This is a genomic window from Promicromonospora noduliphila, from assembly GCF_056951025.1.
On record NZ_CM167806.1, the window covers coordinates 1457834 to 1481729 of the forward strand.

Annotated in this window: 21 protein-coding genes; 14 read left to right on the forward strand and 7 right to left on the reverse strand. The window is 73.0% G+C overall.

The genetic code is table 11. The features are described from left to right. Positions 1–15: 15 nt before the first annotated feature. A complete protein-coding gene (locus AC0QU1_RS06305; protein WP_483576641.1) occupies positions 16–435 on the forward strand; it encodes a molybdenum cofactor biosynthesis protein MoaE in 420 nt (139 codons plus the stop codon). Here the strand turns inward: AC0QU1_RS06305 and AC0QU1_RS06310 are convergent. Together AC0QU1_RS06310 and AC0QU1_RS06315 are read right to left on the reverse strand one after the other, a co-directional pair. Continuing rightward, complete coding sequence (locus AC0QU1_RS06310) at positions 401–1801, reverse strand: glycosyltransferase family 4 protein (protein ID WP_483575230.1); 1401 nt, start codon at positions 1799–1801, stop codon at positions 401–403. The genes AC0QU1_RS06305 and AC0QU1_RS06310 overlap by 35 nt on opposite strands. Before the next feature lie 68 nt (positions 1802–1869). Further along, positions 1870–3048 (reverse strand): GTP 3',8-cyclase MoaA, encoded by a 1179-nt coding sequence (locus tag AC0QU1_RS06315; RefSeq protein WP_483575232.1) that lies wholly within the window; start codon positions 3046–3048, stop codon positions 1870–1872. A 223-nt stretch (positions 3049–3271) separates the two neighbouring features. Here AC0QU1_RS06315 and AC0QU1_RS06320 point away from each other — a divergent pair, with 223 nt between their 5' ends. Then, positions 3272–5365 (forward strand): anthranilate synthase family protein, encoded by a 2094-nt coding sequence (locus tag AC0QU1_RS06320; RefSeq protein ID WP_483616413.1) that lies wholly within the window; start codon positions 3272–3274, stop codon positions 5363–5365. Here AC0QU1_RS06320 and AC0QU1_RS06325 read toward each other — a convergent pair. Then, on the reverse strand, positions 5356–5739 hold the full coding sequence (locus AC0QU1_RS06325; protein WP_483575235.1) for a universal stress protein: 384 nt from the start codon (positions 5737–5739) through the stop codon (positions 5356–5358). The two genes, AC0QU1_RS06320 and AC0QU1_RS06325, sit on opposite strands and share 10 nt — an antisense overlap. 260 nt (positions 5740–5999) lie before the next feature. On the opposite strand from AC0QU1_RS06325, the gene AC0QU1_RS06330 reads away from it, so the two are divergent. From AC0QU1_RS06330 to AC0QU1_RS06370, 9 genes are all read left to right on the forward strand, one after another. After that, positions 6000–6428: a TFIIB-type zinc ribbon-containing protein gene (locus tag AC0QU1_RS06330; RefSeq protein ID WP_483575237.1), complete on the forward strand. Its 429-nt coding sequence runs from the start codon at positions 6000–6002 to the stop codon at positions 6426–6428. Positions 6429–6745: 317 nt separating this feature from the next. Continuing rightward, complete coding sequence (locus AC0QU1_RS06335; RefSeq protein WP_483575239.1) at positions 6746–6838, forward strand: potassium-transporting ATPase subunit F; 93 nt, start codon at positions 6746–6748, stop codon at positions 6836–6838. Between the two features lie 6 nt (positions 6839–6844). Next, positions 6845–8512, forward strand: coding sequence for a potassium-transporting ATPase subunit KdpA (gene kdpA / locus AC0QU1_RS06340; RefSeq protein ID WP_483575241.1), 1668 nt, complete (start codon positions 6845–6847; stop codon positions 8510–8512). Next, the gene (kdpB, locus tag AC0QU1_RS06345) at positions 8509–10701 is read left to right on the forward strand and encodes a potassium-transporting ATPase subunit KdpB (RefSeq protein ID WP_483575242.1); all 2193 of its coding nucleotides are present in this window, start codon (positions 8509–8511) and stop codon (positions 10699–10701) included. The genes kdpA and kdpB overlap by 4 nt, the downstream gene beginning before the upstream one ends. 81 nt (positions 10702–10782) lie before the next feature. After that, positions 10783–11439, forward strand: coding sequence for a potassium-transporting ATPase subunit KdpC (gene kdpC, locus AC0QU1_RS06350; protein WP_483575243.1), 657 nt, complete (start codon positions 10783–10785; stop codon positions 11437–11439). A gap of 4 nt (positions 11440–11443) precedes the next feature. Next, positions 11444–14092 (forward strand): DUF4118 domain-containing protein, encoded by a 2649-nt coding sequence (locus tag AC0QU1_RS06355; RefSeq protein ID WP_483575244.1) that lies wholly within the window; start codon positions 11444–11446, stop codon positions 14090–14092. Then, positions 14089–14808: a response regulator gene (locus tag AC0QU1_RS06360; RefSeq protein ID WP_483575246.1), complete on the forward strand. Its 720-nt coding sequence runs from the start codon at positions 14089–14091 to the stop codon at positions 14806–14808. Before AC0QU1_RS06355 ends, AC0QU1_RS06360 begins: the two co-directional genes overlap by 4 nt. A 208-nt stretch (positions 14809–15016) precedes the next feature. After that, the gene (locus tag AC0QU1_RS06365) at positions 15017–15259 is read left to right on the forward strand and encodes a hypothetical protein (protein WP_483575248.1); all 243 of its coding nucleotides are present in this window, start codon (positions 15017–15019) and stop codon (positions 15257–15259) included. After that, entirely contained in the window at positions 15231–15956 is a 726-nt protein-coding gene (locus AC0QU1_RS06370; protein ID WP_483575249.1) for a hypothetical protein, read from the forward strand. The genes AC0QU1_RS06365 and AC0QU1_RS06370 overlap by 29 nt, the downstream gene beginning before the upstream one ends. Positions 15957–16031: 75 nt before the next feature. Here AC0QU1_RS06370 and AC0QU1_RS06375 read toward each other — a convergent pair whose 3' ends face one another. Next, positions 16032–16979, reverse strand: coding sequence for a DMT family transporter (locus tag AC0QU1_RS06375; protein ID WP_483575250.1), 948 nt, complete (start codon positions 16977–16979; stop codon positions 16032–16034). A 68-nt stretch (positions 16980–17047) separates the two neighbouring features. On the opposite strand from AC0QU1_RS06375, the gene AC0QU1_RS06380 reads away from it, so the two are divergent. After that, positions 17048–18736, forward strand: coding sequence for an aminotransferase-like domain-containing protein (locus tag AC0QU1_RS06380; protein ID WP_483575252.1), 1689 nt, complete (start codon positions 17048–17050; stop codon positions 18734–18736). Between the two features lie 71 nt (positions 18737–18807). Next, on the forward strand, positions 18808–20517 hold the full coding sequence (gene metG / locus AC0QU1_RS06385; protein WP_483575254.1) for a methionine--tRNA ligase: 1710 nt from the start codon (positions 18808–18810) through the stop codon (positions 20515–20517). Between the two features lie 7 nt (positions 20518–20524). Here the strand turns inward: metG and AC0QU1_RS06390 are convergent, their stop codons facing one another. Continuing rightward, on the reverse strand, positions 20525–20977 hold the full coding sequence (locus tag AC0QU1_RS06390; RefSeq protein ID WP_483575255.1) for a SufE family protein: 453 nt from the start codon (positions 20975–20977) through the stop codon (positions 20525–20527). Between the two features lie 65 nt (positions 20978–21042). Between AC0QU1_RS06390 and AC0QU1_RS06395 the strand changes: the two genes are divergently transcribed. Next, the gene (locus AC0QU1_RS06395) at positions 21043–21342 is read left to right on the forward strand and encodes a DUF3175 domain-containing protein (RefSeq protein WP_483575256.1); all 300 of its coding nucleotides are present in this window, start codon (positions 21043–21045) and stop codon (positions 21340–21342) included. A gap of 95 nt (positions 21343–21437) precedes the next feature. Here AC0QU1_RS06395 and AC0QU1_RS06400 read toward each other — a convergent pair whose 3' ends face one another. After that, positions 21438–22331: a sulfurtransferase gene (locus tag AC0QU1_RS06400; protein WP_483575257.1), complete on the reverse strand. Its 894-nt coding sequence runs from the start codon at positions 22329–22331 to the stop codon at positions 21438–21440. Positions 22332–22541: 210 nt separating this feature from the next. Further along, positions 22542–23837 carry an AfsR/SARP family transcriptional regulator gene (locus tag AC0QU1_RS06405; RefSeq protein ID WP_483575258.1) on the reverse strand — a complete coding sequence of 432 codons (1296 nt, stop codon included), beginning with the start codon at positions 23835–23837 and terminating at the stop codon, positions 22542–22544. Between the last annotated feature and the right edge of the window lie 59 nt (positions 23838–23896).

The following is a 23896-nucleotide window of genomic DNA, read 5'->3' on the forward strand; positions in this document are numbered from 1 at the left end:
AACGAGGGGTTCGTGATGGACGACGTGGTGCGTGTGACGCAGGAGGTGCTGGACGATGCCGTCGGCCGGGCCGTCGAGGCGGCCGTTGCCGCGCCCGAGTGCGGCGCCGTGGTGACGTTCCGCGGCGTCGTCCGCGACGAGGACGGCGGCAGGGACGTGACGAGCCTCGACTACGAGGCGCATCCTTCCGCGACCGCCGTCCTGCGGGAGGTATGCCAGGCCGTGGCCGCGGAGACGGGCCTGCGCGTCGCCGCGACGCACCGGTACGGGCACCTGGAGGTGGGGGACGTCGCGCTCGTGGCGGCGGCGTCGGCCGGGCACCGCAAGGAGGCGTTCGAGGCGTGCTCCCTGCTGGTGGAGCGCATCAAGGCCGAGGTGCCGATCTGGAAGAAGCAGCAGTTCACGGACGGCGAGTCCGAGTGGGTAGGCCTGTAGTCATCCGGCGTACCCGCCGGACCGCCCGGCGCACCCGCCCGGGGACCTTGCCGGGGATCTCGCCGGAGAAGCGGTTCTGTGGCAGCGCGCCGAACCGGGCCCTGCGGATCCGGTCGAGGCCCGGCCTGCTGAAGAACGGGCGGCTCGGCAGCGACATCGTCGGCATCGAGAGCCCGGGCAGCGTGAGGCTTGGCATGGTCAGGGTCGGCATCGTGAGGGTCGGCATGCTCAGCGTGGGCATGCTCAGGCCGAGACTGGGCAGCCGCTGGATCCCGCGCCGCCAGATCCGCTCCCGCACGGGTGGCGGCGGCACGTCGAGCTGGGCGTAGAACGCCTCGGCGCACGCCCGCCACGAGAAGTGCTCCGCGTAGCGGCGGGTGTCCTCGCGGGAGCAGTCGAGGGCGGCGAGGCAGGCCGCGCGCAGGTCGTCGTCGACGGCGCCGGCGCCCGAACCGGGGATGAGGTCGCGCGGACCCGGCGCGTCGAAGCCGGCCACCGGCGTGCCCGACGCCATCGCCTCCAGGATGACCAGGCCGAACGTGTCCGTGCGGCTCGGGAAGACGAGCACGTCGGCGTCGGCGAAGTGCCGGGCCAGGTCGTCGCCCGAACGGCGCCCGAGGAAGTGCGCGTCGGGGTAGCCGGTCTCCAGCTCGGCGCGGGCGGGACCGTCGCCTACCACCACCTTCGTACCCGGCAGGTCGAGGTCGAGGAAGGCCTCGACGTTCTTCTCCACCGCCAGCCGCCCCACGTACAGGAAGACGAGGCCGGGCGGCAGGTCGCGGTACACGCCGCGCCCCCGCCCCTGGTCCGGCGGCGCCGCCCGGCGGCGGGGGTGGAACTGCTCGGTGTCCACGCCGAGGCTCCACGGCGTCACGTTGCGGATGCGCCACTGGGTGAGCTGCTCACGCATGGTCGGCGTCGTGACGAGCACGCGACCCGACTTGTGGTGGAACTTGCGCATGTACCCGTACCCGGCCCAGAGCGGGATCCACGACCAGCGCGCGCTCAGGTACTCCGGGAACCTGGTGTGGTAGCTGGACGTGAACGGGAAGCCGAAGTGGTCGCAGACGGCGCGCGCGTACCAGCCGAGCGGGCCCTCGGTGGCGATGTGGACGGCGTCGGGCGCGAACTCCAGGAACCGCCGCTCCACGTCGTCGCGGGCCATGATGGGCACGCGGATCTCGGAGTAGGTGATCAGGGGGATGGTGCGGTAGCCGTCCCACGGCGTGACCACCTCGACCGTGCAGCCCATCCGGCGCAGCTCGGCGACTGTGCGCGACAGCGCCGTGGCGACGCCGTTCACCTGCGGTTCCCAGGCGTCGGTGACGATCATGATGCGCTGCGGCCGGCCGGTCGCTGTAATCACGGCGCGATTCAACCACGTCCGCGGGCGAAAACCGATCCACCCGGCGGGGTTCGGAGCGATCCGGAATCTCAGCCGCCGATGGCGCCCATGCTGCGCTGGGTGTCGGCGAAGGCGTCGGCAGCGAGCTCGACGGCGTCGCTGCCGTGGGCGCGGGGCTTGGCCCACATGGCGGCGCGCCAGGCGTCGCCGACCTCGTCGTCCGTCGCGCCGGCCCGCAGCAGGCTCTTGAGGTCGGTCTCCTCGTTGCCGAACAGGCAGGAGCGCACGGTGCCCTCCGCGGTCAGCCGGGTGCGGTCGCAGGCCCCGCAGAAGGACCGGGTCACGGACGCGATGATGCCGACGGTCGCCGGGCCCTCGTCCACCAGCCACTCCTCCGCCGGGGCGGACGGGTCTTCCCGGCCCGCCGGCGTCAGCGTGAAGCGCGACCCCAGGACCTCCAGCAGGTCGGCGGCGCTCACCACGTCGTCGCGCGTCCACCGGCCGTCGGCGTCGAGCGGCATCTCCTCGATGAAGCGCAGGTTGCAGCCGTGCTCGACGGCCCAGGCGAGCAGGTCGGCCGCGCCCTCCAGCGTCTCGGGCAGGAGCACCGCGTTGATCTTGACCGGCGCCAGCCCGGCGGCCAGCGCCGCACGGATCCCCGTGAGCACGTCGTCCAGGCGGTCGCGGCGGGTCAGGGTCGCGAACGCGGCCCGGTCGACCGTGTCCAGGGAGACATTGATGCGGTCCAGACCCGCCGCGACCAGCGCGTCCACACGCTTGTCGAGACCGAGCGCGTTGGAGGTCATGGCGATGCGGACGCGTTCGGGCATCCGGAGGCCTGGGTCCCGTGCACCCGACGGCGCCCCTGGCCCCAGGGCACCCGACGAGGCCGCCACGGCCGCCATCCCGTCGTCCGCCGCCGCACGCGCCGCGCCGATGATCTGCTCCAGGTCGCGCCGCATGAGCGGCTCGCCGCCGGTGAACCGGATGTCCCGGATGCCGAGGTCGCGCACGCCGATGCCGACCAGCCGACCGATCTCGTCGGGTGTCATCAGCTCGTCGCGCGGCACGAGAGGCAGGCCCTCGGCCGGCATGCAGTAGGTGCAGCGCAGGGAGCACGCCGTCGTGATGGACACCCGCAGGTCGCGCGCGACGCGCCCGTACCGGTCGACGAGCAGCGGGGTGTCCGGGCGAGGCCTGCCCGCCGGCGTGGCTGCGCGCCTGGGCACGCCTCGCACCGACGGGATACCGAGCGTGACTGCGGCCATGTTCCGAGACTAGACCAGCTCCCTGTGGACACCCTGGCCGTGTCCGGGCTAACGTTCCGGCCATGACGTCGCACCTGATCAGCCTCGACTGGTGGCCCGCCGACTAGGCGGGCTCGCGACGCATCCACTCACACGTCAACGACCGCCTCGCTCCGGGGCGGTCGTTTCGTGTTCCCACGAGGCTCCCGGTCCGGGGCGGGCACCCCGAACCGAGAGGTCCCCCATGCCCCACGCTTCCCGCGACACCGGCCGGTACCCCCTCCTCGACCGCGTCCTCGCCTCCGACGGCTCCCTCCCGTTCGCGCTCCTGCGCCGCCACGGCGGCACCGACGTCGAGGTGCTGACCGGCGACGTCGTCGACGCGGGCCTCCTGACCGACATCCCGCTCGCCGGCGCACCCGTGCTCGCCGTCGTCCCGTTCCGGCAGGCCCGCGAGCGCGGCTTCACCGTGCACGACGACGGCGCCCCGCTGCGCTGCCTCGTCGTCCGCGAGTCGGAGCGCGTCCCGCTGCCCGACGCCGTCGCGGCCCTCCCGCCCGAGCCCGTCGCCGCCGAACCGCTCGGCTTCGACATCCCCGACGAGGAGTACGCGGGCATCGTGCGCCGCGTGATCGACGACGAGATCGGCCAGGGTGCGGGTGCCAACTTCGTGGTGGTGCGCCGCTTCGAGGCCCGCACCGACGCCGCGCCCGTGCCGGCGCTGACGTCGTGGTTCCGTGCGCTGCTCACGCACGAGGTCGGCTCGTACTGGACGTTCGCGGTGCACGCTCCGGCGCCGTCCGGCGGGCAGGTCGACGTGCCCGCCGGCACGCCGGACGGTGCGACGTCGAATGCTGCCGCCGAGACGCTGTCCATGGCCGGCGCCACCCCCGAGCGGCACCTGACCGTGCACGACGGCGTGGCGCGGATGAACCCGATCAGCGGCACCTACCGCCACCCCGCGACCGGGCCCACGCGCGACGGCGTGCTGGAGTTCCTGCGCGACACCAAGGAGAACGAGGAGCTCTTCATGGTGGTCGACGAGGAGATGAAGATGATCAGCGCGCTCTGCCCCGACGGCGGGCGCATCCTCGGCCCGTACCTCAAGCAGATGGCCCGCCTGAGCCACACCGAGTACCTGCTGGAGGGTCGCACCACCCTCGACCCGCGCGAGGCGCTGCGCCTGACCATGTTCGCGCCGACCGTGACCGGGTCGCCCATGGAGAACGCCTGCACGGTCATCACCCGCCACGAGACGCGGCCGCGCGGCTACTACTCGGGGTTCCTCGCCCTGTTCGAGCCCGACGGTGTCGGCCCCGCGACCTACTCGCTCGACGCCCCCATCCTCATCCGCACGGCCTATCTGCACGACGGCGGCCGGGTGTCGGTCCCAGCGGGAGCGACCCTCGTGCGCCACTCCGTCCCGGAGCACGAGGTCGCGGAGACCCGGGCCAAGGCGGCGGGCGTGCTGGCCTCACTCGGGCTGGTGCCGCGCGGGGCCGGGCCCGACGCCGTCGTCGACCTGAACGCGCAGCCCGGCGTCGCCGAGGCGCTGACCGCCCGGAACCGCCAGCTCGCCGAGTTCTGGGTCCGCCCGCAGGACGCGGCGCACGCCGCGCCGTCGGCTGGCGCGCTGCCGGGCGGCGCGCCGTCGGCCGGCGGCCCGGCCGACCTGCTCGAACCCGCCGGGGCCTCGCCCCTGGCCGGCCGGAACGTCCTCGTCGTCGACCACGAGGACCAGTTCACGACCATGCTCGCCCACCAGCTCCGCCACCTCGGCATGAACGCCCGCGTCGTCCGGTGGGACGCCGTCGACGACGTGCTCACGGACGATCTGGTCGTTCTCGGCCCGGGTCCGGGCGACCCGCGCGACCGGGAGGAGCCGCGCATCGCCGCGATCACCCGGCGGATCCACGAGCGGGTCACCGCGGGCCGCCCGCTGCTCGCGGTCTGCCTCAGCCACCAGGTGCTCGCCGGGCTGGCGGGCTTCCCGCTCCGCCCCCTGCCCGCGCCGCGGCAGGGCGTGCGGCTTGACGCCGACGTGTTCGGCACCACGGCCGCCGTCGGCTACTACAACACCTTCGGCGCCCGGCTCACCACCATCGATGCCGCTGCCGCCGACAACCCGGTAGCCCGGCTCGCCCTGGAACCGTCGGTCGACACAGACGGGGTGCTCACGGCCCTGCGCGGACCCGGCGTCGCGTCGGTCCAAGGCCATCTGGAGTCGGTCCTCTCGGCCGACGGCCTCGCCGTGCTGGACACCCTGGTCCGGCATGTCCTGGGCGTCCCGGCGAAACCGGCCGCTGCCCGGCCCGGCGTGCGGCAGGCTCAGGCGTAGCTGGCCTTGACCACCAGCACGGGGGCGGGGGAGTCGAGGAGCACCCGCTGCGTCGTCGCGCCGACGAGGAACGTGCCGACCGTCGAGTGCTTGCGCGAGCCGATGACCACGAGGTCCGCGGCGACGGCCTCGGCGCGGTCGACGATCGTGTCGGCGACGTCGGCGTGCTCGGCCCGGAAGGTGATCGGGGCTACGGAGACCGTGCCGGGTACGGCGTCGAGCAGGTGGGCGAGCGCCGCGGGGACCTTGGTGTCCACCTGCGGCGTGAGCACGAGGACCGCCAGGTCCTGCCGGCGTCGTACCGCCTCGGCGACCGCCACGCGCATCGCAGCCTCACCCTGGGGCGACTCGTTGTACGCCACGAGGACGGTCATCGGTCCTTGCACCTCCGGACAGGTTCGCCGGGCTGTCACCCTGCCGGTGAAACTCTCTCACAAGTCCGGTGCGACGGCAGTCGTCGCCTGCCACCGGGGCGCGCTCGCCGAGGCGCCGGCGGCCGCCGTCCGGCGTCGGCGCTTGGGCTGGGCGGGCGACCGTGAGAGCGTGGGGGCTACGCGGATCCGGGTTCGCGGAACCGCGCGCCCGGCCCGTCCGTTGGTCACCGGCAGACGACGACCGCAAGGAGACCCATACGATGCTGTGCCCCATCGACCAGACCACGCTCGTCATGTCCGAGCGCAAGGGGATCGAGATCGACTACTGCCCGACGTGCCGTGGCGTGTGGCTCGACCGTGGTGAGCTCGACAAGGTCATCGACCGCTCGGTCGAGAACGAGATCGCCGCCGAGAACCGGCCGACGACGCCGTCCGCCCCGGCGACTCCCGGCCCGCCGGTCGCGCCGTCGGTGCCGAACCCGGTGCAGGCGGGCCCGGCCTACGGCTCCCCGCAGCCGGCCTACGACCCGCGGTACGACGACCGCCGGTACGACGACGACCGGCGTTACGACCGGGACCGCCGCTACGACGACGACCGGCGCTACGACTCGTACGGCGACCGCAGGCACGACCCGCGGTACAAGAAGAAGCGCAAGGAGTCCTTCCTGGAGGACCTCTTCGACTTCTGAGGCTGAGCCTCGGCAAGACTCTCTGAGGTCGGCAGTTCGCATCGAGATCGGTCCAGCGCTGGACCGATCTCGATGCCAACTACCGACCTCAAGCTGTCAGCCCTGAGCCAGCATCAGAGGGGTGTCAGGGTCAGGGCCCCCACCGTCAATGTTCCGTCAAGGACCGGCTCTCCGGGGCGCGCGGCGGCGTAGACCGGGGGCATGAGCGATCTGGTCTTCATCCTCCTGACCGTGGCCTTCTTCGCCGCGGTCGCCGTGGTGGCACGCCGTGCCTCCTCGTCGAGCGACTCGTCCGTCAACCCCCTGGGGAGGCGGAGGTGAACCCCTTCGACGCGGCAGGCCTCGTGCTGACCCTCGCGGGCCTGGTGTACCTCTTCGTGGCGCTGGTGCGCGCAGACCGGACGCGGTGATCACCCGTGCACACCGCAGTCCTCATCGCCGTGGCACAGGTTCTCGTCCTGATCGCCGCCCTCGCCGCCGTCCACGCACCGCTCGGTGCGTACCTGGCGCGCACCTACACGAGCCCGAACCACCTGCGGGTCGAGCGCCTCTGGTACCGCCTCGTGCGCGTGGACCCGGACGCCGAGCAGCGCTGGACCACCTACCTGATGTCCCTGCTCGGCTTCTCGCTCGTCTCCGTGCTCTTCCTCTACGGCATGCTGCGCCTGCAGGAGTACCTGCCCTGGAGCCTCGGCAACACCTCGTTCGACCCGGCAGGCGCCTGGAACACCGCCGTCAGCTTCACCACCAACACGAACTGGCAGTGGTACTCGGGCGAGGCCGCCGCCGGTCACCTGGTGCAGATGGCCGGGCTGGCCGTGCAGAACTTCGTCTCGGCCGCCGTGGGCATGGCCGTCGCGATCGCCCTGGTGCGCGGCTTCGCCCGCTCCGGGACCGACGCGCGCATCGGCAACTTCTGGACCGACCTGACCCGCGGCGTCACGCGGATCCTGCTGCCGCTGTCGGTGGTGGCGGCGATCGTGCTCATGGCCGGCGGCGTGATCCAGAACCTGGACCCGCACACCGCGATCACCACGGTCGAGGGTGCCACGCAGCATGCGCTGGGCGGCCCGATCGCCTCCCAGGAGGCCATCAAGGAGCTCGGCACCAACGGCGGCGGCCCGTTCAACGCCAACTCGGCGCACCCGTACGAGAACCCGACGCCGTTCACCAACATCGTCGAGATCTTCCTGCTGCTCCTGATCCCGTTCACCCTGCCCCGTGCCTTCGGCATCATGGTCGGCGACAAGCGGCAGGGCTGGGCGATCCTCGGCGTCATGGCCGGCCTGTGGGCCGTGTCGGTGGCGCTGACCACCTGGGCCGAGCTGGCGGGCCCCGGCGTCGCCCCGCAGGCGGCGGGCGCCGCCATGGAGGGCAAGGAGACCCGGTTCGGGCTCGCGGGCAGCGCCCTGTTCGCGGTCTCGACGACGGCGACTTCGACGGGCGCGGTGAACACGATGCACGACTCGCTCACGGCGCCGGGCGGCGGCCTCGTGCTGTTCAACATGCTGCTCGGCGAGGTCGCCCCCGGCGGCGTCGGCGCCGGCCTGTACGGCATGCTCGTCCTCGCCGTGGTCGCGGTCTTCATCGCCGGCCTCATGGTGGGCCGCACGCCCGAGTACCTGGGCAAGAAGATCGGCCGGCCCGAGATGACCGTCGTCGCGCTGTACGTGCTGACGACGCCCGCGCTGGTCCTGGTGGGCACGGCGCTCGCCGTCGTGGTCGAGCCGGGCCTCGCGGGCATCCAGGAACCCGGCCCGCACGGGCTGTCCGAGGTGCTGTACGCCTACGCGTCGGCCGCGAACAACAACGGCTCGGCCTTCGGCGGCCTGACCACCGGCACCCCGTTCTACGAGGTGACGCAGGGCCTGGCGATGCTCGCCGGCCGGTTCATCCCGATCGCCCTGGTGCTCGCCCTGGCCGGCCGTCTGGCCGGCCAGACGGCGGTACCCGCGACGGCGGGCACCCTGCCGACGCACCGCCCGCTGTTCGCGGGCCTCGTGGCCACGGTGGCGATCGTCGTCGTGGGGCTCACCTTCATCCCCGTCCTTTCCCTCGGTCCCGTTGTGGAGTCCCTGTCATGACCATCGACACCCGGAGCCTCCCGGACGTCCCCACCCACGAGCCCGCCTCCGGCAGCGGGATCCGGCACCACTCGAAGCGTGGCTCCCAGCGTGCCCTGACCTGGGAGCAGGTACGCGCGTCGCTCCCGGGCGCGCTGCGCAAGCTCGACCCGCGCGTGCTGTACACCTCGCCGGTCATGTTCGTGGTCGAGGTGGGCGCGTTCGTCACGACGGTCCTCGCGGTCGTCGAGCCGGACGTCTTCGCCTGGTGGACAGCGGTGTGGCTGTGGGCGACGGTGTTCTTCGCGACCCTCGCGGAGTCCGTCGCGGAGTCCCGCGGCAAGGCGCAGGCCTCCACCCTGCGCGCCACGCAGCAGCAGACGACGGCGCGCAAGGTGCTGGCGCCGCAGGACACCCTGGACAACGGCACCCGGCTGGACCTGCTGGAGACGGCGGAGGTGCCGTCGTCGGTGCTGCGGGTGGGCGACGTCGTCGTGGTCGCGGCGGGCGAGACCATCCCGGGCGACGGCGACGTCATCGAGGGCGTCGCGTCCGTGGACGAGTCGGCGATCACCGGCGAGTCGGCCCCCGTGATCCGGGAGTCCGGCGGCGACCGGTCCGCCGTCACGGGCGGCACCGTGGTGCTGTCCGACCAGATCGTCGTGCGGATCACCGCACCGGCCGGGTCCACCTTCGTGGACCGCATGATCGCGCTGGTCGAGGGCAGCGAGCGGCAGAAGACGCCCAACGAGATCGCGCTGAACATCCTGCTCACGTCGCTGACCATCGTGTTCCTGCTGGCCGTTGCCACGCTGCAGCCGTTCGCCGTCTACTCGGGGTCGCGGCAGTCCTTGCTGGTCCTGGTGGCACTGCTGGTCTGCCTCATCCCGACGACGATCGGCGCGCTGCTGAGCGCCATCGGCATCGCGGGCATGGACCGGCTGGTGCAGCGCAACGTGCTCGCGATGTCGGGCCGAGCCGTCGAGGCGGCGGGCGACGTCGACGTGCTGCTGCTCGACAAGACCGGCACCATCACCTACGGCAACCGGCGGGCCACCGAGGTGCTGCCGGTGAGCCGGGTCGCGCCGCGCGAGCTGGCCGCAGCCGCGCGGCTCGCGTCGCTGGCCGACGAGACGCCGGAGGGGCGCAGCATCGTCGAGCTCGTCGACGGTAAGTATGGGGAAGGCGACGAGCTCCCGCTGGACGCCGAGCTCGTGCCGTTCACGGCCCAGACCCGCATGTCCGGCGTCGACCTGCCGCTGACCGGCACCCCAGAGGCCGGCGGCGCGGGCCACACCGAGATGCACCGCATCCGCAAGGGTGCAGGCAGCGCCGTGCAGCGCTGGGTGCACAGCACAGGGGCGCAGATCTCCGCCACGGAGTCGGCGGAGCTGGACGCGCACATCGACGCGGTCTCCCGGATGGGCGGCACGCCGCTGGTCGTCGCGGAGCAGGTGGGGGAGGCGCCGGCCCGGGTGCTCGGCGTCGTCCGCCTCAAGGACGTGGTCAAGGAGGGTATGCGCGAGCGGTTCGACGAGCTGCGCGCCATGGGCATCCGGTCCGTCATGGTCACCGGCGACAACCAGGTGACCGCGCGCGCCATCGCGGCCGAGGCGGGTGTGGACGACGTGCTGGCCGAGGCCACGCCCGAGGACAAGCTCGACCTGATCAAGCGCGAGCAGGAGGGCGGCAGGCTGGTCGCGATGGCCGGGGACGGCACCAACGACGCCCCGGCGCTGGCCCAGTCCGACGTCGGCGTGGCGATGAACACCGGCACGTCCGCCGCCAAGGAGGCGGGCAACATGGTGGACCTCGACTCCGACCCCACCAAGCTCATCGAGATCGTGGAGATCGGCAAGCAGCTCCTCATCACGCGCGGCGCGCTGACCACGTTCTCCGTGGCGAACGACGTCGCGAAGTACTTCGCGATCCTGCCCGCCATGTTCGTGACCGTGTTCCCGCAGCTCGACGTGCTGAACATCATGCGGCTGGCGAGCCCCGGCTCGGCGATCCTGTCGGCCGTCATCTTCAACGCGTTGATCATCCTTGCGCTCATCCCGCTGTCGCTGCGCGGCGTGCGGTACCGGCCGGCCTCCGCGTCGTCGCTGCTGCAGCGCAACCTGCTGATCTACGGCCTCGGCGGGCTGGTGGCCCCGTTCCTCGGCATCAAGCTCATCGACCTCGTCGTCTCGCTGCTCCCGGGCCTGTAGCCCGGCCGCGCCCCGGCTCTGGCACCCGGCTCCGAGGCCGGCCCGACGCCGGCCCGACGCCGGCTCTGAAAGGAATGCACCATGGCATCGACCACCGTGGCGAGCGACCTCGCCACCCTCACCCGGCACTCGCTGGCCGGCCTCCGCATGCTGCTCGTCTTCACCCTCGTGACGGGCCTCGCCTACCCGCTCGCGATGACCGCCGTCGGCCAGGTGGCCTTCCCCTGGCAGGCGAACGGCTCGCTCGTCCAGGCCGACGGCGCCCGCACCACCTCCCGCTCGGACGCGGTAGGTTCGGCGCTCATCGCCCAGGGCTTCGCAGGCGACCAGTACTTCCACCCCCGGCCGTCCGCCGCGGGCGACGGGTACGACACGCTGGCCTCCGGCGGGTCCAACCTGGGCCCGCTCAACCCCGACCTGGTCACGACGATCGAGGACCGCAAGGCCGCCGTCGCGCAGGAGGAGGGCGTGGACCCTGCGGACGTGCCCGCCGACGCCGTCACCGCGTCGGCCTCCGGCCTGGACCCCCACATCAGCCCCGCGTACGCGGCGATCCAGGTGGCGCGCGTCGCGCGGGCGCGCGGCCTGCCCGTCGCCGACGTCGAGGCGGCCGTCGCCGAGCACACCGCCGGCCGGGACCTCGGAGTGCTGGGCGAGCCGCGGGTGAACGTGCTGGAGCTCAACCTGGCCCTCGACGCCGCTGCCGCCGCCGGTCCGCACGCAGATGCCGCAAACTGAGGACATGACCACCGGACGCCGGGGCCGCCTCACCGTCTACCTCGGGGCGGCCCCTGGCGTGGGCAAGACCTACGCCATGCTCGACGAGGCGCACCGCCGCCGCGAGCGGGGCACCGACGTCGTGATCGGCCTCGTCGAGACGCACGGGCGCACGGCGACGGTCGCCAAGATCGGCGACCTGGAGATGGTCCCGCGGCGGCTCGTCGAGCACCGCGGGTCCACGCTCACGGAGCTCGACGTCGCCGCCGTGCTGGAGCGGGCGCCCGAGGTGGCCCTCGTGGACGAGCTCGCGCACACCAACGCGCCCGGGTCCGAGCACCCCAAGCGCTGGCAGGACGTGCACGACCTGCTCGACGCCGGCATCGACGTCGTGACAACGGTCAACGTGCAGCACCTGGCGTCGCTGACCGACGACGTCGAGGCCATCACCGGCGTCCGCCAGCGCGAGACCGTGCCCGACCAGGTGGTGCGCGACGCCGACCAGATCCAGCTCGTGGACCTCTCGCCCCAGCAGCTCCGGCGCCGGCTCGCGCACGGCAACGTGTACCGGGCCGAGCAGATCGACGCCTCGATGTCGTCGTTCTTCCGCGTCGGCAACCTGACGGCGCTGCGCGAGCTCGCCCTGCTGTGGCTCGCCGACCGGGTGGACGATGCCCTGACCAGGTACCGCGCCGACCACGCGATCGGCAGCACGTGGCCGGCCCGCGAGCGCATCGTCGTGGCCGTCACGGGCGGCCCGGAGACCGAGACGCTGCTGCGCCGGGCCGCGCGCATCGCCCAGCGGGCGGCGGGTACCGAGCTGCTCGCGGTGCACGTGCTGCCGACGGACGGGCTGCCGGCCACGCCGTCGGCCACGATCGCGGCCCACCGGGCGCTCGCCGAGTCGCTCGGCGGCGTGTTCCACACGGTGGTGGGGGAGGACGTGCCGACGGCGGTCGTGGACTTCGCGCACGGGGTCAACGCGACGATGATCGTGGTGGGCGTGTCCAGGCACTCCGTGTGGCGGCAGGCGCTGCTCGGCTCGTCGAGCGCGGAGATCGCGCGGCTGTCGGGCGCGATCGACGTGCACCTCGTGACGCACGAGCAGGCGCGGGTCGGCGTGGGTGTGGGCTCGCGGTACTCGTCGCTGTCCCCGAAGCGCCGGGCGGCCGGCTGGGCGTCGTCCCTGGTCGTGCCGGCGGTCCTGACGGCGGCGCTCCGGCTGATCGGCCGCGACGACGTGGCCCTCGCGACCGACGCCATGCTGCTCCTGGCCGGGGTGGTCGGGGTGGCGCTGATCGGCGGGCTGTGGCCCGCCGTCGTGGCCGCCATCGTGTCCAACCTGTGCCTGAACTGGTTCTTCACGCCGCCGGTGGGCCGCCTGACGATCGCGGAGGGGGAGAACGTGTTCGCCCTCGGCGTGTTCGTGGTGGTCGCGGTGGCGGTCGCGTCGGTGGTCGACCTGGCGGCGCGGCGCACGGGCCAGGCCTACCGGGCGCGCGCGGAGGCGTCCACGCTGGCCGCGCTGTCGCGTTCGGTGCTGTCGGGGGCGGATACCGCGCAGGCGATAGTGCAGCGCCTCGCGCAGACGTTCGCGATGGCCGACGTGCGGCTGGAGGAGCGCGACGACGAGCGCTCGCCGTGGACCGTGGTGGCGGACGCGCGGTGGGCCACCGAGCCGGATCCTGCTGCCGGGCCGGGCGGCACCGTGACCGAGGTGGCCATCGACGACCGGCACCGGCTCGTCCTCGTGGGCCGGGTGCTCCCGGCCAGCGACCGGCAGGTGGTCGAGGCGTTCGGGGCGCAGGCCGGCATCGTGCTGGAGCACCGCCGGCTGCGCGAGCAGGCGGCGCAGGCCGAGGTGCTGGAGCAGACGGAGCGCACCCGTACGGCGCTGCTCGCCGCCGTCTCGCACGACCTGCGCACGCCGCTCGCGGTGATCCGGACGGCGGTGGACGGCCTCGCCTCGCCCGACGTCGAGCTCGACCGGGAGGACCGCGACACGCTCACGGCCACCATCGCCGACTCGACCTACCGGCTGGAGCGGCTGATCGGCAACCTGCTGGACCTGTCCCGCCTGCAGACCGGCGCCGTCCGCCCCGCGCTGCGCGCCGCGTCGCTGGAGGAGGTGGTGCCCGTCGCCGTCGAGCCGTGGCTGGCCGACCTCACGCTGGACGTGCCGGAGGACCTCCCGCTCGTGCACACCGACCCCGGCCTGTTCGAGCGGGTCGTGGCGAACGTGGTCTCCAACGCGGTGCGGCACTCGCCGCCCGGCGCCAAGGTGCTGTGCACGGCGTCGGCCGCGCGGGACTCGGTGGAGCTGCGCGTCGCCGACACCGGCCCCGGCGTGCCCGACGACCGCAAGGCCACGATGTTCGAGCCGTTCCAGCGGCTCGACGACACGAGCGCCGACGGCCTCGGCCTGGGGCTGGCGGTCGCGTCGGGGCTCGCGAACGCCGTCGGCGCGCGGATCGCTGCCGAGGACACGCCCGGCGGCGGCCTGACGATGGTGCTCACGGTGCCGCGTGAGCGGCCACGCGAGGAGCGGCCGCGCGAGGAAGGGCCGTCTGAGGAAGGGCCGTCCGAGGAAGGACCGTCTGAGGAGAGGCCGCAGGACGACGAGCCGCGCGAGGAGCCGCGTGCGGGGATGCCGCGTGATGGGATGGTCCCGTGACCGGTGCGGCGGACGGCGGGGGCGAGCAGGCGGGAGCCGGCAACCGCGTGCTCGTGGTGGACGACGACGCGGCGTTGGCCCGCGCGCTCGCCATCAACCTGCGGGCGCACGGCTGGGACGTCACGGCAGCGCCGACCGGGGCCGCGGCGCTCGATGCGGTGGCGTCGGCCCGGCCGGACGTGGTGCTGCTCGACCTCGGCCTGCCGGACATGCCGGGCCTCGACGTCATCGAGGGGATCCGGGGCTGGACCCGGGTGCCCATCGTGGTGCTGTCGGCCAGGCAGCTCGGCGACGACAAGGTGGACGCCCTCGACGCGGGCGCCGACGACTACGTGACCAAGCCGTTCGCGATGAACGAGCTCCTGGCGCGGCTGCGCGCGGCGGTGCGCCGGGCGGGGCCCGCGCAGGCAGAGGAGCCCGTGGTGACGGCGGGCGAGCTGCGGATCGACCTGGCCCGGCGGCAGGTGTCCCGGGCCGGGGTCGAGGTGCGGCTGAGCCCCACCGAGTGGGCGCTGCTGGAGGTGCTGGTGCGCAACCGCGGCCGGCTCGTGGACCGCAAGCTGCTGCTGCACGAGGTCTGGGGTCCCGCCTACTCGACCGAGACCAACTACCTGCGCGTCTACACGGCGCAGCTCCGGCGCAAGCTGGAGCAGGACCCGTCGCACCCGCGGCACATCCTCACCCACCCGGGGGCGGGGTACCGGTTCGAGGAGTGAGTTGGCTGCAGGGGCCGGCACCAGAAGCGCCTGGAGTGGGTGAGGAGCGAGACTCAGTGGGAGCGATCATTGGTGGCCCTGCTGTTATGTCCGAGGGGCCGGAGCTTTTCCGCATGCGCAGCCAGACTCCTGTACTTACCCTTGTTGCGCTACCACGAGTTCACCCAGTGGTCCCAGGGGGCGGCCATGGACCTATGTCAGTGGTTTGGTGGATGATGAGGTTCACGTCGAGATTGGGGAGGACGCCATGGCACCAATGACCATCCGCGTCACACGTGAGGAGCTGGAAGCACGGCGCCTCGCGATCCTTGAGCGGCTGGACCTTTCGATCGACGAGCTTCGTGAGCGCGCCCGGTACGGGTCGCTCTCGGGCGACGAGTGGGAAGCAATCTCAGGCCTACGAGAGATTGGGTTCTTGCTCGATGACGTCGATCCCGAACACGACTTCTGACCTTGAGGAGAAGTCACGCGCGTTTGCCGGTGAGATCGGTGACCTACTGACGGGAACCCTCGGCGTCAGCAAACAGATCGTCTCGGTTGAGTTCCGAGACCGGTTCGCGGTACGACCGGCGGGGGACACGGAGCGAGACCAGTTGATCCCGCTCAACGTCGCTGGCAAGCACCTCGCCGATCTGGAGCTCGCGCTGTACCAGACGCTCGATCGTTCGGGCACGCATCTCAAGACCGTCCGGAGTGACCTCAAGGTGTACTCCACACTCGACAGGACGCCCTTGCTGCGGCTGGAGTATCAGGCAGGCATGCGTGTTGACCCCGTGACGCACTGGCAGGTCCATGCGGAACGGGGTGCTTTCACGCACCTGCTGTCGATGGCGAACGCGAATGACGCTCGTCGGGTGCGCCGCCCGCACGACCTGGCGACTGTGCACCTTCCAATCGGCGGTGAGCGCTTCCGACCATGCTTGGAAGACCTCCTTGAGATGCTCATCCGTGACTGCGGTGTCGACCGCGTGCCTGGGTGGGAGGGCGTGATCCGTGAAGGGCGCCGCGCGTGGCGGGTCCGGCAGCTGCGCGCTGCGGTGCGTGATCAGCAGGCGGAGGCCGCGGAGGTTCTAGAAGCCGAAGGTTGGACCGTCATCCCGCCAGAGACCTTGCCAGAAGCGTACGACGACCCATTCGAGTGTTGGTGATCGAACGACTTCTCAAGCAGTGGCCAAACGAAGGTAGGAGTAATCGCTCACTTCAGCCTGAGAGGGTGGCCATTCCTATTCTGGCCGGGCCGCGCGGGCGTCGGCCGTGCTCCGCATCCCCAGCATGACGCCGAACACCACGACCGCGACGCCCAGCCACACGACCTGCTCCGGCACCGGACCGCCGAGCAGCACGCCGCCCACGGCCGACGCGACCGGCACGATCCCGGTGAACAGCCCGGCGCGCCCGGGCCCGATTTGGCCGACCGCCGAGTACCAGAGCAGGAACGCCACGACGGTGACGCCCAGCGCGAGGTGCAGTATCGCGGGGACATGCTCGGCTCTCAGGGTCCCGACGGCCCCGGCTCCCTCGGTGACCAGGCTGAGGCACCAGAGCGCCACCGCGGCGATCCATACAGCGTGGAGTGACACGCCGTGCGGCCCGAGTCGGCGCAGCACGGGCACTGCGAGCAGGGTGAACCCGGCCTCGCAGAGCAACGTCATCAGGGCGTAGCCGAGCCCGGCGGCATCCGTACGCCCGCCGCCCGTGACCAGGGCGGCGCCCACGGTGACCACCGCCGCGGCGGCCACCACTATCGGCGCGGACCGGCTCCGTTCGAGGAGCGGCCCGCCGAGCGCGAGCAGCACCGGCACGGCGGCGACCGCGACACCGATCACCGCGGGCTCTGCATGCTCGACGCCGCGCACGACGCCCACGTTGAACAGCACCAGCCCGCTCAGCGCCACGCCAGCGAGCCAGGCCCACTCGCGGCCGCGCGGCACGGGGACAGCCCGCCCGGTCGCGCGCAGGACCACCAGGAGCCCCACGGCCGCGAGCGTGTACCGGAGGGCCTGCACCGCGAAGAGGGGTGCGTCGATGAGCCTGCCCGAGACCGCCACCTGGCTGCCCACCAGCGTCATGCCGAGCGCCGCGAAAAGGGGGCCGGTCCAGGGTCGCGGGTGGCGGGCTGGTCCATTCTTGTTGTCGGCGATGGTGGCGGTCTCGGGCGTGCTCGCTGTCATGTCCGCGAGCCTGCCTGTGCTTTGGTATATCTGACAGGGCCAAGATTGTCTCGGCTGAGAGGACCAAGGTGACCGACGGGCACACGGTAGGCGGGGCCGACTTTCTCCAGCTTGATCCTGCACGAGCAGCGCCGGGGAGCCTGACCATGTGGCTCGCCGAGGAGGTGCGGGGCGCGGTGGCCGACGGCCGGCTCGTGCCCGGCGACCGGCTGCCCGCCACCCGCGTGCTCGCCGACCAGCTCGGCTGTTCGCGCGGGGTGGTGGTCGACGCCTACCGGCGGCTCACGGATGAGGGCCTGCTGTCCGGCCGGCGCGGCGGGGGTACGACCGTCCGAGCCGCTTGGATGCCGTCGCCGACGGTGATGCGGTCGCCGTCGGCAGCGTCAGCTCTGTCGGCAGCGCCGGCGCCCGCTACGGTCTCAGGGCGGCCGACCGAATCCCGCGGTGCGCCGTCGGACCGGGCGAACATGCGGCGGGCAGCGTCGGACCGAGCGGGCGGGCCGCCGGCGCCGTCGGCCGCACCGAATGTGCTGCTGGGCCCGCTCGCCCCCGAAGCTCCGCGCGCCGACCCGATCGACGTCTCACCCGGCCTGCCCGACCTGTCGGCGTTCCCGCGCGCCGCCTGGGCGCGCGCCGAGCGGGCCGCGCTGAACGGCCTCGCGTCGAGCGACCTCGGCTACGGCGACCCGCGCGGCCTGCCCGCGCTCCGCGAGGCGCTCGCGGGCTGGCTCGCCCGCACGAGAGGGCTGCGCGCGCACCCGGACGAGATTCTCGTGGTCAACGGTGTCTCGCAGGGCCTGATGCTGCTAGCCCGTGCGCTCGGCCTGCGCGGGGTGCGCCGGATCGGGTTCGAGGATCCCGGCTCGTTCGGGGCGCGCGAGCACCTGCGGCGGTGGGACCTGGAGCCCGTCCCCGTCCCGGTGGACCAGGACGGGCTCGACGTCGCGGCTCTGGACCGGACGCCGGTCGACGTCGTGCTGGTCACGCCCGCGCACCAGTTCCCGACGGGCGTGGTGCTCGCCCCGGAGCGACGGCGCGCCCTGGTCGCCTGGGCACGCTCCGCGCCGACGTCGGACCAGAGCGCGCCGACGTCGGACCAGAGATCGCCGTCGCACCACGGACCGCCGTCGGGCGAAGGACCGACGTCGGACCACAGCCCGCCGTCCGACCCGGGCGGCCTGCCCGGCCGCCTGGTCATCGAGGACGACTACGACGCGGAGCACCGGTACGACCGCCCGCCGGTGCCCGCGCTGCGCGCCCTGGCGCCCGACCACGTGGTGCACCTGGGCAGCGTGTCCAAGACGCTGGCGCCGGCCATCAGGATCGGCTGGCTGCTCGCACCCGCCGCGCTCCAGGCCGAGCTGGTCGAGGCGCGCTACTGGACCGACCTCGCCGGTCCGGCGCTGCCCCAGCTCGCGCTGGCGCAGTTCATCACGTCGGGCGGTTTCGAGCGGCACCTGCGCCAGGTCCGACGTCGTCACCGCGCCCGCCGCGACGCCCTCCTGGCGGCGCTCGCGACCCACCTTCCGGACGCCACGGCGCACGGCGTGGCCGCCGGGCTGCACCTGCTGGTGACGCTGCCCGGCGTGGACGACGTGGCGATGGCCCGGCGTGCCGCCGAGGCCGGGGTCCGCGTGCACCCGCTGTCGGCGCACCGGGTGGGCGACGGGCCTTCCGGGCTGGTGATCGGGTACGCGGCGAACACCCCGGACCGGCTGCACGAGGCGGTGCGGCGGATAGCCGCGATTACGACCTAGGCTGTCCGATGGGTCCGCTCCGCGCGCCCGGCACACCGAACCCCCGAACCCCCGAATTGGAGCATCCAGCGATGGCCCGCCACCTTGTCACCAGCGCGCTTCCGTACATCAACGGCATCAAGCACCTGGGGAACATGGTCGGGTCGATGCTCCCGGCCGACGTCTACGCGCGGTATATGCGCCAGCGCGGCCACGACGTGCTGTACATCTGTGCCACGGACGAGCACGGCACGCCCGCAGAGCTCGCCGCCGCCGAGGCCGGCCTGCCGGTCGCGGAGTTCTGCGCCCAGGCGCACGAGACGCAGCGGAAGATCTACGCGGGCTTCGGGCTGTCGTTCGACCACTTCGGGCGCAGTTCGTCGGCGCAGAACGCCGAGACCACGCAGCACTTCGCGCGGCGCCTGCACGAGCACGGCTTCATCGAGGAGCGCGCCATCCGGCAGGTGTACTCGCCGGTCGACGGCCGGTTCCTGCCCGACCGCTACGTCGAGGGCACGTGCCCCCACTGCGGCTACGACCGCGCGCGCGGCGACCAGTGCGAGAACTGCACGCGCGTGCTCGACCCGACCGACCTCATCGACCCGCGCTCAGCGATCAGCGGCTCGACCGACCTCGAGGTGCGCGAGACCAAGCACCTGTTCCTGCTCCAGTCCAAGCTCCAGGCCGAGGTCGAGGCGTGGATCGACGAGAACAGCGCGGACTGGCCCCTGCTGTCGACGTCGATCGCGCGCAAGTGGCTCACCGAGGGGCTGCAGGACCGCGCGATCACGCGCGACCTGGAGTGGGGCGTGCCCGTCCCGGCCGACACCTGGCCGGAGCTCGCGGCCGACGGCAAGGTCTTCTACGTCTGGTTCGACGCCCCGATCGAGTACATCGGCGCCACCAAGGAGTGGGCCGACGCCGGTGCGCCGGGCGCCGGCCGCGACTGGCGGTCCTGGTGGTACCAGGCCGACGACGTGCGCTACACGCAGTTCATGGCCAAGGACAACGTCCCGTTCCACACGGTGATGTTCCCGGCCACGCAGCTCGGCGTCCGCGAGCCGTGGACCATGGTCGACTACGTCAAGGGCTTCTCCTGGCTCACGTACTACGGCGGCAAGTTCTCGACGTCGCAGAAGCGGGGCGTGTTCACCGACGCCGCGCTGGAGATCCTGCCCGCCGACTACTGGCGCTACTTCCTCATCGCCAACGCGCCGGAGTCCGACGACTCGTCGTTCACCTGGGAACAGTTCGCGGGAACCGTCAACAAGGACCTGGCCGACACGCTCGGCAACTTCGTGAACCGGGTCCTGACGTTCTCCGCCAAGCGGTTCGGCGACAGCGTGCCGGCGGGCGGCGCGCCGGGCGCGGCAGAGGAGCGGCTCGGCGCCGAGGTGGCCCGGCTCCTGGCCGAGTACGAGGAGCACCTGGAGGCCCTGCAGTTCCGCAAGGCCGCCAACGCCCTGCGCGCGCTGTGGTCGGCCGGCAACGCGTACCTGGTCGAGAAGGAGCCGTGGAAGCAGGTCAAGGCCGATCCCGAGGCGGCGGCGGTCTCGCTGCGCACCGCGATGAACCTGATCCGCCTCTACGCGGTGGTCTCCGAGCCGTTGGTCCCGGAGACGGCGGCGACGCTGCGGGGCGTGTTCGCGCTCGACGGCGACACCGCGACCTGGGTCTCACCCCAGGAGGCCACGTCGCTCGACACCGTCCCGGCCGGCACGCCGTTCACGGTGCCCCCGGTCCTGTTCGCCAAGATCACGGACGAGGACCTGGAGCGCTACCGCGACCGCTTCGGCAGCTGACCCAGGCTCAGACCCTCGCCGCCAGCTGCTCCCGGACCTGCCGCTTGGCGCGGGCCAGCATGCCCGCCATGCCGTTGAGCCGCAGCAGGCTGACCACCTTCGTCAGCCCGAGCTGCAGCGGGTAGTCGTCGGGCACGTCCAGCACCTGCTGCGCCGTCAGCCCGGTCAGGCCCTGCGCCAGGATCGACGCGAAGCCCCGCGTGGTGGGCGCCTCCTCCGGTGCGGTCGCGTGGAAGGCGACCACGCCGGCGTCGTCCACCTCGGCGAAGGCGTAGACCGGGGACTGGCACTCCTGGACGCGCTCCAGCCGTTCCGGCGCGTCCGCGTACCGCTCGGGCAGCGGCGGGAGCTCGCGCGACACCTCCAGCAGGAGCTGGAGGCGGTCCCGCTCGGGCGTCTCCAGGAACGCGTCCCGGAGCTCCGCGAGGGCCTCGGGCAGGTCGACGTCGTTGGTGCTCATCCGTTCATCCTCCCACCGCCGCGAGTGCCCGGGCGAGCCACCCGGCGGCGTCGTACGTTGGTGTCATGGCCGATGACAAGCGGTCGGACGGCGACCGCAACCGCTGGTCCCAGAGCGTCACCGAGGGCAGCGACTCCCTCGACCTCGAAGAGGGCGTCTTCACCTGGCGCGACCCCGCGCGCATCGCTAGGTCCCTCAAGCGCTCCGCCGAGGCGAGCGACCGGCGCAAGAGCTCCCCGTACCGCTCGGCGATGTCGATGCTCACGTTCTACGTGAACCGCGCGGGCAAGGAGCTCGACGCCGACCAGCGCAAGGTGCTGGAGCGCGCCAAGGACGAGCTGCGCAAGGAGTTCGGGCGGGCCTGACCTGCCCGGCGTACGGGTCGCCCGGGTGACCTGTCCGGCTGACCCGCGCGCCGACGTCCGACAGCTCCGTGCGCGGCCGCCCCCAGGGGCCGTCCTCAGACGGTACCCGGCTCGGTCCCGGTGGCGACCGGGACCCGCACCGCGTTGCCCCACTCGGTCCACGAGCCGTCGTAGTTGCGCACGTTCGTGTAGCCGAGCAGGTAGGTGAGCGCGAACCAGGTGTGGCTGGAGCGCTCGCCGATGCGGCAGTAGGTGATCACGGCGTCGTCCGGGCTCATGCCCAGGCCGGCCGTGTAGATCGCCTCGAGCTCCTCGCGGGTCTTGTAGGTGCCGTCCTCGGCCACCGCCGTCGCCCACGGCACGTTGCGCGCCGTGGGGATGTGGCCGCCGCGCAGCACGCCCTCCTCCGGGTAGTCCGGGATGGCGATGCGCTCGCCGGTGTACTCCTGCGGTGAGCGGATGTCGACGAGCGGGCCGTTGCCCAGGTGCGCCAGCACCTGGTCGCGGAAGGCGCGGACCGTGGTGTCGTCGCGTTCGACCGCCGGGTACTCGACCGGCGCGGGCGCCGGCACGTCGGTGGTGAGCTCGCGGCCCTCGGCGGTCCAGAGCCCGCGGCCGCCGTCGAGCAGCCGCACGTCCTGGTGCCCGAACAGCGTGAACACCCAGGCCGTGTACGCGGCCCACCAGTTGTTCTTGTCGCCGTACAGCACGATCGTGGTGTCGCGTGTGATGCCCTTGCTGCCCATGAGCGCGGCGAACGCGGCGCCGTCCAGGTAGTCGCGCATCTCGGGGTGCTGCAGGTCGGTGTGCCAGTCGACCTTGACGGCACCGGGGATGTGCCCGGTCTCGTAGAGCAGCACGTCCTCGTCCGACTCGACCACCACGACCCCCGGGTCCTTCAGATGATCGGCGAGCCAGGTGGTGCTCACGAGGCGCTCCGGGTGGGCGTACTGCGCGATCTTGTCCGACGGGTCGATGGGGGCGGGCATGGTTCCTCCTCGATGAGCCGCTGCGGCTCGATGAGTCGATGCACTGTCGAGGATATGAACACACCGCCGTGCCGAAAAGATCCCGCCTGGCGGCATCCGGCCAGCCGACGGCGCCGTAGTCGCCTCGCGCGGTGAGGGCGCCCATGGCCGACGGCGCCGTGGCCGCCCCCGGTCAGCCCATGGCCGACGGCGCCGTGGTCGCCCGCCCGGTCAGGACAGCCGCCGCTCCAGCACCGCCAGGTGCGCGGCAGCCCGAGCGGCCTGCGGGCCGCCCGGCTCCGCCAGCGCGGCCAGCCGCGTCCAGGCGGCGTGGTCGTCCGCGCCCTCGTCGCGCGCGGTCCACCGCTCGACGGCGGCCGCGTCGTCGCAGACGTGCACCGCCTCGCGGACCTCCGCCTCGAGCTCCTCGCGCAGCCGCTCCACGCCCGGCGCCACCGACCGGCGCAGCAGCGCCTCCGGGTACGCCGCGAGCGCGCCGCGCACGTCGCCGCGCCGCAGCCGGGACCGCACCGTGCCGACGTCGGACCGCAGCGGCCGGGCGAGCCGGTACGGGCGGGAGCCGGCGAGCAGGGGGCCGTCCAGCACGCCGTCGGCCACGCGGCGCAGGCGCGAGATCTCCGCCCGCACGGCCACGAGCGACAGGTCGCCCGGGTGCAGCAGCACGGCGAGCTCCTCCGCGCTCAGGCCACGCGGGTGCTCGGCGAGCAGGAGCAGGATCTCGGCGTGCCGCAGGGAGAGGCGGCGTCCGCGCAGCGCGGGCGGGCCGAGCAGCCGGAGGTCCGGGGTGTGCTCGGCCGGGCCGAGGGTCAGATCCGAGGCGAGGTCGCCCACCCAGGGCGCGCGGCCGCCGTCGGCCCCGGGCAACCGGTCGGCGGCGCGCGCGGCGAGCTCGCGCTCCACCATGGCGACCGTCGCCCGGACCAGCGCGAGGGCCACGTGGGAACCGGCAGCGCTCCCGCCGGTGAGGTCGAGGACGCCGAGGATCCCGCCGGCCGGGTCGTGCACCGGGGCCGCGGTGCAGCTCAGCCGCTGGACCGGCCGCGCGAAGTGCTCGGCGCCGAGCACCTGGACCGGACGGCGGGTGGCCAGGGCGGTGCCCGGCGCGTTGGTGCCGACGGACTCCTCGCGCCACACGGCACCCTCGACGAACCCGACGTCGTCCACCGCCGAGCGCACCGGACCGCGGCCCTCGACCCAGAGCAGCCGACCGACGTCGTCGGACACCGCGACCACGAGCCCGTCGCCGGTCGCGCCGCCCACCAGGTCGCGGACCAGGGGCATCGCGGCGGCCAGGGGATGGGTGCCGCGGTAGTCGTCGAGATCGTCCGACGCCGCGACGGCGACCGTCCCCGGCCGGTCCGGGTCCACACCGTTGCGCAGGCTCCGCCGCCACGAGGCCGCGACGACGGGGTCGATCCCTGCGGGCTCCTGCGAGCCGGCGGAACCGACGAAGCTCTCATATGCCGCGCGAACCCATTGCGCGTCCCGGTGTGGCGCCTGAGCCATGCTGCCCCTGACCTTGTCCCGACGTCGTCGTCGAACCACGCCAGTGTAGGCACCGGACC